Here is a 13,135-nt window from a genome sequence, read left to right as displayed (position 1 = left end):
GCGAGCGCATGCGAAAGGCCGCCCCGCCCCTGCCCAGAACGGACAGGCGGCCGGGCGGCCTCTCGCTTGTCGACGTCCCCTGGATGATGCCGTCAGGCAGCCCCGCGGGTACCGCGACGCCCGATCAGACGTCGTGGTAGTTGCGATCCTCGGTCACCATGTGACCGCCGTCACACGTCGTAGTAGAGCTCGAACTCGTGGGGGTGCGGGCGCAGGCGGATCGGGTCGATCTCGAACTCGCGCTTCATGGACAGCCAGGTCTCGATGAGGTCGGGGGTGAACACCCCGCCCTCCAGCAGGAAGTCGTGGTCGGCCTCCAGGGCGTCCAGGACCTTCTCCAGCGAGCCGGGCACCTGCGGGATGGCGCGGGCCTCCTCGGGCGGCAGCTCGTAGAGGTCCTTGTCCACCGGCTCGGCGGGCTCGATCTTGTTCTTGATGCCGTCCAGGCCCGCCATCAGCATCGCCGAGAAGGCCAGGTACGGGTTGCAGGACGGGTCCGGCACGCGGAACTCGACCCGCTTGGCCTTGGGGTTGGAGCCGGTGATCGGGATGCGGATGCAGGCCGACCGGTTGCGCTGCGAGTACACCAGGTTGACCGGGGCCTCGAAGCCGGGCACCAGGCGGTGGTAGGAGTTCACCGTCGGGTTGGTGAAGGCCAGCAGCGCCGGGGCGTGCTTGAGCAGGCCGCCGATGTAGTAGCGGGCGGTGTCCGACAGGCCCGCGTAGCCGACCTCGTCGTAGAACAGCGGCGAGCCGTCCTTCCACAGCGACTGGTGGCAGTGCATGCCCGACCCGTTGTCACCGAAGATCGGCTTGGGCATGAACGTCACCGTCTTGCCCGCGGCGCGCGCCACGTTCTTGACGACGTACTTGTAGAGCATCAGCTGGTCGGCGGTCTTCAGCAGCGTGTCGAAGCGGAAGTCGATCTCGGCCTGGCCCGCGGTGCCGACCTCGTGGTGCTGCATCTCCACGTGGATGCCCACGTCGAGCAGCTGGGAGACCATCTCCGAGCGCAGGTCGGTGTAGTGGTCCATCGGCGGGACGGGGAAGTAGCCGCCCTTGTAGGGGGGCTTGGCGCCCAGGTTGCCGCCGGCCTCCTCACGCCCGGTGTTCCAGGCGCCCTCGATCGAGTCGAGGTAGTAGTAGCCCGCGTTCTCCTTGGTCTCGAAGCGGACGTCGTCGAAGATGTAGAACTCGGCCTCGGGGCCGAAGAACGCGGTGTCGGCCACGCCGGTGCCGCGCAGGTACTCCTGCGCCTTCTTGGCCACGTTGCGCGGGTCGCGGCTGTAGGGCTCGCCGGTCAGCGGGTCGTGGACGAAGAAGTTGAGGTTGAGGGTCTTGTGCTGGCGGAACGGGTCGAGCACCGCCGTGCTCGGGTCCGGCAGCAGGAGCATGTCCGACTCGTGGATCTCCTGGAACCCGCGGACCGACGAACCGTCGAACATCAGCCCCTCGGTGAAGACGCTCTCGCCGAAGCTCTCCACGGGGAACGTGAAGTGCTGCATCTTCCCGGGCAGGTCCACGAAACGACAGTCGACGAAACGCACGCCTTCGCGTTCGATATAGCTCAGGACCTCTTCGGCGCTGCTGAACATCCAGCCTCCTTGGGGCGCTTTTGGCTCCTGTGGAGGCTATGGCCAGGGGGTTTCCCGGCCGTGTCCCATGTGTTTCGCCTGTGTTACGGCTCACGTTGGGTGGCGGTTTTGGGGGTGTCCGTGCTGTTTCACACAGTTTCATGGGTCCCGTGCGCCTCGCGGGCGGCCGGCGGCGGCCCCGGCCGCGGGGAGCCGATGGGGACGCACGGCGGGGAGCGGATAGCGTAGGGCCATGAGCAGCGGTAAGGAGCGGCCCGCCGCGGGTGCGCGGTGGACGCAGACGTGGCTGGGCGGGGCCCGCTCGGCCGGTGCGGACCTCGGCTACCCGGGCGAGCGGCTCGGGCTGCCCGAGCAGGGCGGCGGCGCCGTCGCCGGATACGGCCGCCGGCTGCTGGCCCTGTTCATCGACTGGGGGCTGTCCCTGCTGGTGGCCAGCTTCCTGGCGCGCGTGCTGGAACTGTCGCCGCCGCAGCGCAGCCTGATGACGCTGCTGGTGTTCGGCGTGCAGGCGTGGGTGCTGGTCGGGCTGATCGGCACAACGATCGGCAAGCGGATCTGCGGCATCCGGGTGATACGGCTGGACGGCCGTCCGGTCGGGCCCGTGTGGGCGCTGGCCCGCACCGTCCTGCTGCTGGTGGTCGTGCCCGCGCTGATCTGGGACCGCGACTACCGCGGCCTGCACGACCGCGCCGCCAACACCATCGTCGTCAACATGTAGGACACGTGCAGGGCCCGCGCCCGGCCAGAGACGACACGAAGAGCGCCCCCGGAATGGGGGCGCTTCTTCCACGTCGTACGGGGGCGGTCAGCGCATCTTGGGCTTGGGTCCCTTGGGCATCCGGACGCCCTTCGGCATCGGGCCCTTGGGCATCTGCATGGAGCGGGGGAGCGCCTGCAGCCGGTCGTTCACCTCGCCGACCTGCCCCTTGGTGAGGTTGCGCGGCAGCTTCATCAGGTGCCGCTGCAGCTTGTCCACGGGGATCTGGCCGTCGGCGTCGCCGACCTGCACGTCGTAGATCGGCACCTGCTGGGCGGCGCGCGCGATGCGCTTCTTCTCCGCCCCCAGCAGCGGGCCGACGCGGTTGGGCGGGCCCTCGGACACCAGGATCACCCCGGGGCGTCCCACCACGCGGTGCACCATGTCGAGGTTGCGGTTGCCGGCGACGGCCTCGGTGACCGTCCAGTTGCCGCGCATGTTCTTCAGGATCGCCGCGGCCGCGCCCGGCTGCCCGGCGATCACCTTGTACTGCGCGCGCTGCGCCAGCTGACCGAACACGATCATGCCGACGGCGGCCGCGGCCAGCACCGCCAGCGGGATGAAGAACCACAGGCTGCCGACGACCACCCCGATGAGGATGACGACGACCAGGGTGCCGAGCGCGGACGCGAACACGATCGGCAGGGCCTTGGGGTTCGCCTGCTTGAGCACCCGGGCGACCAGTCGGATCTGCTGGAAACGGCCCGGACGCTCCTGGGCCCCGTCCGTCGGCTTGTTCGACATGGCCTCAAGGATAGTGCCGTCGTACCACTCGCCCGACATCTCCCCGACCGGCGCATATCCGCCGGCCGGGTGCGGGCGGCCCGCCGTCCCCGTGGCGGGGACGGGCAGGGTCAGGACTCGCGGGCCTCGATCGCCTGCCGGTAGAGGCGTCCGGCGCGGTAGCTGGAACGCACCAGCGGCCCGGACATCACCCCGGCGAAGCCGATCTCCTCGGCCTCCTCGCGCAGCTCGACGAACTCCTCGGGCTTGACCCACCGCTCCACCGGGTGGTGCCGGGGGCTGGGCCGCAGGTACTGGGTGATGGTGACCAGTTCGCAGCCCGCCTCGTGCAGGTCGCGCAGCGCCTGGGAGACCTCCTCGCGGGTCTCGCCCATGCCCAGGATCAGGTTGGACTTGGTGACCAGCCCGGCCGCGCGGGCCTGGGTGAGCACGTCCAGCGACCGCTCGTACCGGAACGCGGGACGGATGCGCTTGAAGATGCGCGGCACGGTCTCCACGTTGTGCGCCAGCACCTCCGGACGCGCGCCGAACACCTCGCCGAGCTGGTCGGGACGGCCGTTGAAGTCGGGGATGAGCAGCTCGACGCCGCAGCCGGGCACCGCGCCGTGGATGGCGCGGACGGTCTCGGCGTACAGCCAGGCGCCGCCGTCCTCCAGGTCGTCGCGGGCCACGCCGGTGACGGTGGCGTACCGCAGCCCCATCCGCGCGACCGACTCGGCCACCCGGCGCGGCTCGTCGCGGTCGAACTCGGCGGGCTTGCCCGTGTCGATCTGGCAGAAGTCGCAGCGCCGGGTGCACTGGTCGCCGCCGATGAGGAAGGTGGCCTCCCGGTCCTCCCAGCACTCGTAGATGTTGGGACAGCCGGCCTCCTGGCACACCGTGTGCAGGCCCTCGGACTTCACCAGGCCGATCAGCTCGCGGTACTGCGGCCCGGTCTTCAGCCGCGTCTTGATCCACTCGGGCTTGCGCTCGATCGGCGTCTGGCTGTTGCGGGCTTCAATGCGCAGGAGCTTGCGCCCCTCGGGTGTCACCGTCGTCACCCCCACAGGGTACGTCGCAAGCCGGACACCCAGTACAACCCCCACGTGGTGACCTGCGCCCCATCAGAGGAGGCGGGCAGGGGACGAATCAGGCAGGCCGATTCCCGCGTTTCCACCCTCCGTATCGGCGGTTCTCTCTAAGGTGACTCCCTGTCGCCGTCTCGACCCCGTACGGAGGAACCACCGTGGGACTGGCCATGACGTACCTGAGGGTGCCGCCGACGCTGGAGGGCGAGCCCGATCCCTCGCGGATCGCCCGGCTGGTGTTCGGCATCGCCGACTGGCGGCGCCGCCACCCCGCCGAGCAGGTCGTCGACCTCGGCGCCGCCTGGCAGGCGCTGCACTACCTGCTCACCGGGGACGCCTGGGAGGGCCGCGCCCCGGCCGCCGACGTGGTGTGCGGCGGCCGCCTGCTCACCGAGGACGGCGCGGCCGAGCTGGGCATGGACGTCATCTACCTGGCGCCCGAGCGGGTCGCGGCCGCCGCCGAGCACCTGACCGGCACCCCGTTCGAGACGATCGCGGGCCGGTTCGACCCGGCCGCGATGGCCGCCGCCGAGGTGCAGGACGCCGCCGGCATGGACCGCGACCGGGTGCTCGCGCCCGCCTACGCGCGGATCACCGCGTTCTTCACCGCCGCCGCCGCCGACCGCCAGGCCGTCTACAAGGTGATGACCCAGGACGGCTGACCGTCTGGGCCGCCCGGCCCGGCAGGCCGGTACGGGGGCGCGTCAGGCGCCGAGCAGCTGGGCGGTGGTGCGGTGCAGGGTGCCGGTGGCGCCCAGCACGTCGGCCAGGTGGCGCTCCACCAGGGGCGTGATCTCGGCGACGGTGACGGGGCGGCCGAGCTCGCTCGTCAGCGAGGTGGAGCCGACGTCGCGGATCCCGCACGGGACGATGCGGTCGAACCACGACATGTCACAGTCGCAGTTGAGCATGAAGCCGTGCATGGTGACCCCGCGCGCCACCCGGATCCCGATGGAGCCGATCTTGCGGTCGGGGCTGCCGGGCACCCACAGCCCGCTGCGGCCCTCCACCGTGACGGTCTCCAGGCCGAGTTCGGCGCAGACCGCCATCATCATCTTCTCCAGCAGCCGCACGTAGCCGACCACGTCCACCGGGTCCGGCAGCCGGACGATGGGGTAGCCGGTGAGCTGCCCGGGACCGTGCCAGGTGATCTTCCCGCCGCGGTCGACGTCGACGACCGGGGCGCCGGGGTCGCCGAACGGACGGTCCAGCGGCTCGGTCCGCTTGCCCGCCGTGTAGACCGGCTGGTGCTCCAGCAGCAGGACGGTGTCGGGGATGCGGTCGTCGGCCCGCAGCGCGTGGGTGCGGCGCTGCAGATCCCAGCCCGCCTCGTAGGGGACGGCCGCGTCCCCGAACCCGGCGTGCACGACGACCAGTTCACGCGTGGCGGCCGGAGTGCTCGCGGTCTCCGGCTCGCGTACGTCTACCTGTAGATCGGTCACGTCGCCCAGCTTATGCCCGGGGTCGTCATGACGAGGCGAGCAGCCTGGGCTCGATGCGGCGCTCGTCGGCCGAGCCGGAGCCGTCCGGCGTGACGTGGTAGGCGCCCGCGCCCTTGCCGTAGGACACCGCCTGGACCAGCTCGGTGCCCACGTAGTGCAGGGCCACCTTCTCGTCGGCGGCGTACGCCTCGGCCAGCGTCCCCTCGGCGACGAGCTGCTGCAGCAGGGGACGGCGCTGCGGGTCGCTGTCGTAGTGGACGCCGCACGAGTACGGCAGCAGCCCCAGCCCGTCGGCCAGCGGCCGCAGGTTCGGCCCGAACGAGTCGGTGGTGCCGCCTGCGTGCCAGCACAGCGCGCCGGCGCTCTGCCCGCACAGCACCACGCCCTCCGTCCACGCCTCCCGCATCATGTCGTCGAGCCCGTGCAGCCGCCACAGCGCCAGCAGGTTGGCGGTGCTGCCGCCGAACACGTACACCAGGTCCTGCGACAGCAGGTGCGAGCGCATGTCGGCCATGTTCGGCATGGGGAACAGCACCAGGTGGCTGACCTCGGCGTCCAGCTGGGAGAAGGCGGCGTAGCCGCGGGCGACGTGTTCGGCGCCGTCGCCCAGCGCCGTGGTCAGGAAGCAGATCCGGGGACGGTCCTGCCCGGTCAGGTCGAGGGCGTAGCGAAGCAGCGGGCTCGGTTCGTACCCGTACCGGGCGTCGGGCACGAAGCTTCCGCCGCCGATCGCGACGATGTGGGGCTGGCCGTCGGTGCTCACTGTCTCGCCTCCGTCGCCGTGCTCGGGGTCGTGCGGGCGTACTCGCGTTCACCCGTCACGCTACGGGCGCCTGGCGCAAACGTGACCGACTTTGGCGTTTCTTGGTGATGACTCCGCACGGAACGCGCCCGGACGCGCGGAACCCCGCCGCTCCCGGGGGAGCGGCGGGGTTCCTCGGCCACGTGCGGGACGCGCCCTCAGCTGCCTCAGAGGCCGAGGTCGGCCTCGAAGTTGCCCTCCTCCAGGCGGTGCTTGATGGTGCCGAGGAAGCGGGCGGCGTCGGCGCCGTCGATCAGGCGGTGGTCGTAGGTGAGGGCCAGGTAGACCATGGACCGCACCGCGATGACCTCGCCCAGGTTCGGGTCGTCGATGACGGCCGGGCGCTTGACGACCGCGCCGGTGCCCAGCATGCCGACCTGCGGCTGGTTGAGGATCGGGGTGTCGAACAGCGCGCCGCGGCTGCCGGTGTTGGTCAGCGTGAACGTGCCGCCCGCCACCTCGTCCGGGCTGAGCTTGTTGGTGCGGGTCCGGTCGGCCAGGTCCGCGATGCGCTGGGCCAGGCCCGCCAGGTTGAGCTGCCCGGCGTTGTGGATGACCGGGACCATCAGGCCGCGCTCGGGCACGTCCACGGCGATGCCGAGGTTCTCCACGTCGTGGTAGGTGACCTCGTTGGTCTCGCTGTTGATGACGGCGTTGAGCTTGGGGTGGGCCTTCAGCGCCTCGACCGCAGCCAGCGCGAAGAACGGCAGGAACGACAGCTTGACGCCCTCGCGGGCCTGGAAGTCGGCCTTGGCCCGGTCCCGCAGCCTGGCGATCTTGGTGACGTCGACCTCGACCACGGTGGTGAGCTGCGCGGAGACCTGCAGCGACTCCACCATGCGGCGGGCGATGGTCTGCCGGGTGCGGCTCATCTTCTCGGTCTTGCCGCGCAGCGCGGCGGCCTCCGGCGGCGCCGCGAAGGGCGCGGCGGGGGCCTGCGCGGGCGCCGCCGGGGCGGCGGCCGGAGCCGCGGCGGGGGCGGCCTGCGCGGCGGCCTGCTGCCGGGCGGCCTCCTGGGCGGCGCGCGCCGCCTCCAGCACGTCCTGCTTGCGGATGCGGCCGCCCACGCCGGTGCCCTTGACCGTGGACAGGTCGACGTTGTGCTCGGCGGCCAGCTTGCGCACCAGCGGCGTCACGTACGGGGCGTCCGCCGACGGCTCGGCCGGGGCCGGGCCGGGCGCGGGCTGGTGCGCGGCGGGCGCCGGCTGCGGCGGCGTCGGCGGCTGCGCGGGCTGGGCGGGGGGCGCGGGCTGCGCCGGGGCGGCCGGCGGCGGCCACGCGCTCGGCGGCGGCGCCTGCTGCTGCGGCGCGGCGGGCGGCGCGGGCTGCTGCGGGGCCTGCTGCTGCGGGGCCTCCTGCGGCGGCGCGGGCGCCTCCTGCGCGGCGGGCTGCTCCGGCGCCGGCGGAGCGGCGGCGGCCTCGGCCTGGTCGCCGATGACGGCGAGCTCGGCGCCGACCTCGACGGTCTCGTCCTCGGCAACGGTGATCTTGGTCAGCACACCCGACGCGGGAGAAGGGATCTCGGTGTCGACCTTGTCGGTCGACACTTCGAGAAGCGGCTCGTCCGTCTCGACGTGCTCACCCTCCTTCTTCAGCCAGCGGGTGACGGTGCCCTCGGTGACGCTCTCGCCGAGCTGGGGCATGGTGACGGAGACCGGCATGACTCTCAGCGACTCCTTCGGAATCTCTCGCGTGCGGGCGTTCAGCCGTGCACGTGCAATGGCTTGCCGGCGAGGGCGAGGTGTGCCTCGCCGACCGCTTCGGACTGGGTCGGGTGGGGGTGGATGAGCTGGGCGACCTCGCTCGGCAGGGCCTCCCAGTTGTAGATGAGCTGACCTTCGGTGATCAGTTCTCCGACGCGGGCGCCGACCATGTGGATCCCGAGCACGGGACCGTCCACGGCCGCGATCACCTTCACCTCCCCCTGGGTGCCCAGGATCTTGCTCCTGGGGTTGCCGGCCAGGTCGTAGGTGAACTCCCTGACCTCGTGCCCCCGTTCCCGCGCCGCCCGGGTGGTCAGCCCGACCGAGGCGACCTCGGGATCGGAGTAGGTGATGCGCGGCACCCCGTCGTAGTCGATCGGCTGCGGGTTCAGCCCGCCGAGCCGCTCGGCCACCAGGATGCCCTCGGCGAAGCCGACGTGGGCGAGCTGCGGGGTCGCCACCAGGTCGCCGACCGCCGAGATCGTGGGGACGCTGGTGCGGCAGTACTCGTCCACCTTGACGAAGCCGCGCTCGGTGGCCACGCCGACCTCGTCGAGCCCGATGCCGTCCGACACCGGGCCGCGGCCGACGGCGACGAGCAGCAGCTCGGCCTCCAGGACCTTGCCGCCCTCGAGCGTGACGCGCACGCCCTCCCCGGTGGTCTCCGCCTTCTCGAAGCGGACGCCCAGCTCGTAGCCGATGCCGCGCTTGCGGAACGCCCGCTCCAGCCGCTTGGACGAGGACTCCTCCTCCAGCGGCAGCAGGTGCGGCAGCGCCTCGACGATGGTGACCTCGGCGCCGAACGAGCGCCACACGCTGGCGAACTCCACGCCGATCACGCCGCCGCCCAGGATGACCACCGAGGCGGGCACCCGGTCGAGGGTCAGCGCGTGGTCGCTGGAGATGATCCGCTCGCCGTCGATGTCCAGGCCGGGCAGCGACTTGGGGGCCGAGCCGGTGGCCAGCACGACGTGCCGCCCCTCCAGGGTGGTGACGGCGCCGTCCGCGCCGGTGACCGCCACGGAGGTCGGGCCGGTCAGCCTGCCGTCGCCCTCGACCATGGTGATGCCCTTGGACCTGATCAGCCCGGTCAGCCCCTTGACGGTGCCGGACACGATCTTGTCCTTGTAGGCGTGCACGCCCGCGATGTCGATGCCCTCGTAGGCGGCCTTGACACCGAACTTGGCCGCCTCGCGGGTCTGGTCGGCGACCTCGGCGGCGTGCAGCAGCGCCTTGGTGGGGATGCACCCACGGTTGAGGCACGTGCCGCCGAGCTTGTCGCGTTCGACCATCGCCACGCTCATGCCGAGTTCGGCGGCGCGCAGGGCGCACGCGTAACCGCCGCTGCCGCCGCCGAGGACCACGATGTCGAAGGGGCCGTTGTCGGCCACTGGACGCTCCCTTTCCGGTCTGCGCGCTGTTGCTGTGCGGCGGCCGGGCTCAGCGCACGCGGCCCCGTCGCCATGAGGAAATCTATTCGGTTCTCGGACCGCCCGTACGGGCGGGGCGCGGGGCGTCCCGGGGCGGGGTCCCTCGGCGGGCGCCGCCGGCCGCGTCGCCGCGGCCGGCGGTGGCGCCCCCGTGACGGCTAGAGGGCCCCCGCGGCCAGGTCCTCGGCGATGCGGACCAGCGCGCGGGTCGCCGCGCCGGTGCCGCCCTTGGGGGTGTAGCCGTACGGCTCGCCCTTGTTGAAGGCGGGACCGGCGATGTCCAGGTGCGCCCAGCGCAGCCCGTCGCGGACGAACTCCTTGAGGAACACGCCCGCCACGAGCATGCCGCCCCACCGTTCGCCGCTGACGTTGGCGATGTCGGCCACGGCCGAGTCAAGGCCCTTGCGCAGCTCCGCCGGGAGCGGCATGCCCCAGAACGCCTCGCCCGCGTCCCGGGCCGCCGCGACCACCTTCTCACGCAGGTCGTCGTCGTTGGCCATCACCCCTGCGGTGCGCATGCCCAGCGCGACGATCTGCGCGCCGGTGAGGGTGGCGACGTCGACGAGCAGGTCGGGCTCGTCCTCGGCGGCGCGCACCAGCGCGTCGGCCATGACCAGGCGGCCCTCGGCGTCGGTGTTGAGCACCTCGACGGTCTTGCCGCCGTACACACGCAGCACGTCGGACGGGCGCTGGGCGGTGCCGCTCGGCATGTTCTCGGCCAGCGCCAGGTAGCCGACGACGTTGACCTTCACGCCGAGCCGGGCGATCGCCGACAGCGCGCCCAGCACGGCGCCCGCGCCGCCCATGTCGGACTTCATCCAGTCCATGGCCTCGGACGGCTTCAGCGACAGCCCGCCGGAGTCGAACGTGATGCCCTTGCCGACCAGCGCGAGGGTCCGCTCGGCGTCGGGGTGGCTGTAGGTGAGGCGCACCAGGCGCGGCGGGTTGACCGAGCCCTGCCCGACGCCGACGAGGCCGCCGTAGCCGCCCTCGGCCAGCGCCTTCTCGTCCAGGATCTCGATGCCCAGGCCGGCCTCGCCCGCCACCCGCTCGGCGGTGCGGGCCAGGTCGTCGGGGTTCAGGTGGGACGGCGGCGTGTTGACCAGGTCGCGCACGAGCGTGACCGCCTCGCCCAGGGTGCGGGCGCGGTCGACCGCGTCCTGCGCGCCGTCGGCGGAGGCGACCACGGTGATCTGCTCGGCCGGGCCCTTGCGGTCGCCGGTGCGGAAGTCGTGGAAGGCGTAGTTGCCCAGCAGCGCGCCCACCGCGACCGCCTCCACCTCGCCGGCGGTGGCGGCGGGCAGCGCGACGGCGGCCCGCCGGGTGCCGGCCAGCGCGCGCACGGCCGCGCCGGCGGCGCGGCGCAGCGCCTCGGCGTCTGGCGACTCGCCCAGGCCGACCGCGACGATCAGCGGGGCGGGCAGCGCGCCCAGGGTGGGCAGCCGGGTGACCTCCTCGGCCTTGCCGGTCGCGCCCACCGCGCGCAGCGCGGCGGCCAAGCGCCCGTCGAGGGCCTCGTCGACCCCCTCGGCGCCCGCCGCCGGTCGTACGCCGTCGCCGTCCTGCCCGGCCGGGAGGACGCCGATCACGAGAGCGTCGACGTCGAGTCTGGCCGGGGCCGCACTGTCAAGGCTGATGGTGGTCGTCACGTCGTCCGATGGTAGTCCTCCCGGTGACCGGTTTCGCCCTTTTGGATCAAGCCTTACCTACCGGGACCTGCCCGCATCACGCCCGTCCGCCCGTGTGCCGGGGGTGGCGGAAGTGGCGCCGGGCCGGCGCGGCGCCGACCCGGCCGTGGCCGACGCGCTGCGCGCCGCCTGCGACGACACCGGCGCCGACGTCCGCGGGTACGCCCGCCGCGCGCTCACCGCCCGCCGCGCCTCAGCGGGCGGCCATGGCGACCAGGGCGGCGGTGGTCGCCAGCTCGACGAGGGCGCCGAGCACGTCGCCGGTGATCCCGCCGAGGCGGCGTACCGCGTGCCGCAGCATGAGCAGCGCCGTGGCGAGCCCGACCAGCACGGCCGCCACGGCGCGCACGCCGCCGGCCACGCCGTCCAGCCCGGCGCCCATGGCCCCCGCGGCCGCGACCGCAACGGCCGTCACGGCGGCCGCCGCGCGCGTGCCGACCGTCCCGGCGACCAGGGCGCCGAGCCCGCCGGGACGCGCGCACGGCACCCCGGTCCGGCACGCCCAGGGCAGGGCGAGCCGCCCGGCGACCGCGGCGACCAGCACGGCCGCGACCGCGTCCGGTGCCGTCGCCAGCGCCGTGACCTGCACCAGCAGCACCAGCAGCAGGGTCACCACGCCGAACGGCCCGATGTCGGACCGCTTCATGACGTCCAGGGCGGCGTCGGCGGGACGGCGGCTGCCCAGCCCGTCGGCCAGGTCGGCCAGCCCGTCCAGGTGCAGCGCCCGGGTCAGCACGGCCGTCGCGGCCACGGCCAGCGCCGCCCTCAGCGGTGCGGCCAGCCCGGCCAGATCGCCCGCGAGCAGCACCGCCGCCGCGCCGCCGCCGACGATCAGCCCGGTCAGCGGGGCGGCCAGCATGGCGCGTCCGGCGGTGCGCCGGTCCACCGGCCCGGCCGGCAGCGGGACGACGGTCAGCAGCGTGACCGCCAGCCGCAGTGCCGCGCTCACCCGAGCTCCAGCACGCGCCCCGCCACGACCAGCGCGGCCTCCTCCGACTCGGCGGCGAGCCGCTGGTTGAGACGGCCCAGCAGGTCGCGGAACGCGCGCCCGGAGGACGTGGCCGGCACCAGCGACAGCCCGACCTCGTCGGACACGGCGACCACATGGGCGGACGCGCCGCGCCACGCCTCGACCAGCTCGTCCAGGCGGGGCTGTACGGCGTCGGGGGCGTCCCAGGCGCCGGCCTCGTCGATCGCCGCGGCCAGCCAGGTTCCGATGCCGTCCACCAGTACGGCGCCCTCGGCGGCGCCGAGCACCCGCGCCAGGTCGGTGGTCTCCTCCGTCCGCCACCAGGAGGGACGGCGCTTCCTGTGGGCCTCGATGCGGGCGTTCCATTCGGGGTCGTCGGCAGCGGTGCTGCCTGTGGCGACGTATGTCACGCGGGGGTGGGCGGCCAGGCGCAGCTCGGCCTCGGCCGACTTGCCTGACCTGGCCCCGCCCAGCAGCAGCAGGCGGTACGGGCCGTCCTGGGGGCGCAGCCAGTACTTCAGGCGGCGTTCCAACTCGTCCGGCGAGGAGATCCGGTGGTCGACGTGTACGGCGCGCACATCCGTCGCCGGGGTGACGGCCCCGGTGTGACGCAGCCGGCCCAGGTGATCCGGGCAGCCCACCAGGTCCAGAAGCGCGGCGTCGTAGACCGCCCCGTCGACCGGCTCGGGACGCGCGCCGGGCCCGGACGCCACCAGGACGCGGCCACCGCGCGGGCCCGTCACGTCCCAGCCTCCGGGGACCTCCCGCCGCGCGCACTGATCCAGCGGCACGCCGTCCACCACCACATGGGTCGGCGCGTAGCGCACCCCGGCGGCGCGCAGACGGTTACAGGACGCGCACCGGCATCCGGACGCGGGCCAGCCGTCCGGTCCCGCGACGCCACGCAGATCGATCTCCATCGTGGAGGAGAACTCTA

General features: G+C 73.2%; 12 protein-coding genes. 2 read left to right on the top strand and 10 right to left on the bottom strand.

The features are described from left to right. Window positions 1-170: 170 nt before the first annotated feature. On the bottom strand, window positions 171-1,595 hold the full coding sequence (gene glnA / locus ABZ801_RS07350) for a type I glutamate--ammonia ligase (RefSeq protein ID WP_344956963.1): 1,425 nt from the start codon (window positions 1,593-1,595) through the stop codon (window positions 171-173). Window positions 1,596-1,827: 232 nt separating this feature from the next. Here glnA and ABZ801_RS07345 point away from each other — a divergent pair, with 232 nt between their 5' ends. After that, window positions 1,828-2,313 (top strand): RDD family protein, encoded by a 486-nt coding sequence (locus ABZ801_RS07345; RefSeq protein ID WP_344956965.1) that lies wholly within the window; start codon window positions 1,828-1,830, stop codon window positions 2,311-2,313. An 87-nt stretch (window positions 2,314-2,400) separates the two neighbouring features. On the opposite strand, the gene ABZ801_RS07340 is transcribed toward ABZ801_RS07345, so the two are convergent. Further along, window positions 2,401-3,096, bottom strand: coding sequence for a DUF4191 domain-containing protein (locus ABZ801_RS07340; RefSeq protein ID WP_360694016.1), 696 nt, complete (start codon window positions 3,094-3,096; stop codon window positions 2,401-2,403). A gap of 110 nt (window positions 3,097-3,206) precedes the next feature. Continuing rightward, window positions 3,207-4,136 (bottom strand): lipoyl synthase, encoded by a 930-nt coding sequence (lipA, locus tag ABZ801_RS07335; RefSeq protein ID WP_344956969.1) that lies wholly within the window; start codon window positions 4,134-4,136, stop codon window positions 3,207-3,209. Window positions 4,137-4,333: 197 nt separating this feature from the next. On the opposite strand from lipA, the gene ABZ801_RS07330 reads away from it, so the two are divergent. Next, a complete protein-coding gene (locus tag ABZ801_RS07330; RefSeq protein ID WP_360694012.1) occupies window positions 4,334-4,825 on the top strand; it encodes a DUF1877 family protein in 492 nt (163 codons plus the stop codon). Window positions 4,826-4,867: 42 nt separating this feature from the next. On the opposite strand, the gene lipB is transcribed toward ABZ801_RS07330, so the two are convergent. The 7 genes from lipB to ABZ801_RS07295 all read right to left on the bottom strand — a co-directional run bounded on the left by lipB (window position 4,868) and on the right by ABZ801_RS07295 (window position 13,118). After that, window positions 4,868-5,605 (bottom strand): lipoyl(octanoyl) transferase LipB, encoded by a 738-nt coding sequence (gene lipB / locus ABZ801_RS07325; protein ID WP_360694009.1) that lies wholly within the window; start codon window positions 5,603-5,605, stop codon window positions 4,868-4,870. A gap of 25 nt (window positions 5,606-5,630) precedes the next feature. Then, window positions 5,631-6,368, bottom strand: coding sequence for a peptidase E (locus ABZ801_RS07320; RefSeq protein ID WP_360694006.1), 738 nt, complete (start codon window positions 6,366-6,368; stop codon window positions 5,631-5,633). A gap of 206 nt (window positions 6,369-6,574) precedes the next feature. Then, entirely contained in the window at window positions 6,575-8,068 is a 1,494-nt protein-coding gene (gene sucB, locus ABZ801_RS07315; RefSeq protein WP_360694003.1) for a 2-oxoglutarate dehydrogenase, E2 component, dihydrolipoamide succinyltransferase, read from the bottom strand. 41 nt (window positions 8,069-8,109) lie between these two features. Beyond that, entirely contained in the window at window positions 8,110-9,501 is a 1,392-nt protein-coding gene (gene lpdA / locus ABZ801_RS07310) for a dihydrolipoyl dehydrogenase (RefSeq protein ID WP_344958568.1), read from the bottom strand. Between the two features lie 197 nt (window positions 9,502-9,698). Beyond that, window positions 9,699-11,189: a leucyl aminopeptidase gene (locus ABZ801_RS07305; RefSeq protein ID WP_360694000.1), complete on the bottom strand. Its 1,491-nt coding sequence runs from the start codon at window positions 11,187-11,189 to the stop codon at window positions 9,699-9,701. Window positions 11,190-11,421: 232 nt separating this feature from the next. After that, window positions 11,422-12,177, bottom strand: a complete 756-nt coding sequence (locus tag ABZ801_RS07300) for an adenosylcobinamide-GDP ribazoletransferase (protein ID WP_360693997.1) — start codon at window positions 12,175-12,177, stop codon at window positions 11,422-11,424. Then, entirely contained in the window at window positions 12,174-13,118 is a 945-nt protein-coding gene (locus tag ABZ801_RS07295) for a bifunctional adenosylcobinamide kinase/adenosylcobinamide-phosphate guanylyltransferase (RefSeq protein WP_360693994.1), read from the bottom strand. Before ABZ801_RS07295 ends, ABZ801_RS07300 begins: the two co-directional genes overlap by 4 nt. Window positions 13,119-13,135 lie beyond the last annotated feature (17 nt).

Source organism: Actinomadura sp. NPDC047616, assembly GCF_040642915.1.
Lineage (GTDB): Bacteria > Actinomycetota > Actinomycetes > Streptosporangiales > Streptosporangiaceae > Spirillospora > Spirillospora miaoliensis.
This window is presented reverse-complemented; position numbering and strand designations above follow the sequence as displayed.

What these genes read in the sequence shown, in the direction of transcription:
- glnA (WP_344956963.1), bottom strand. Translation starts at nt 1,595, where the DNA reads ATGTTCAGCAGCGCCGAAGAGGTCCTGAGCTATATCGAACGCGAAGGC.
- ABZ801_RS07345 (WP_344956965.1), top strand. Translation starts at nt 1,828, where the DNA reads ATGAGCAGCGGTAAGGAGCGGCCCGCCGCGGGTGCGCGGTGGACGCAG.
- ABZ801_RS07340 (WP_360694016.1), bottom strand. Translation starts at nt 3,096, where the DNA reads ATGTCGAACAAGCCGACGGACGGGGCCCAGGAGCGTCCGGGCCGTTTC.
- ABZ801_RS07330 (WP_360694012.1), top strand. Translation starts at nt 4,334, where the DNA reads ATGACGTACCTGAGGGTGCCGCCGACGCTGGAGGGCGAGCCCGATCCC.
- sucB (WP_360694003.1), bottom strand. Translation starts at nt 8,068, where the DNA reads ATGCCGGTCTCCGTCACCATGCCCCAGCTCGGCGAGAGCGTCACCGAG.
- ABZ801_RS07295 (WP_360693994.1), bottom strand. Translation starts at nt 13,118, where the DNA reads ATGGAGATCGATCTGCGTGGCGTCGCGGGACCGGACGGCTGGCCCGCG.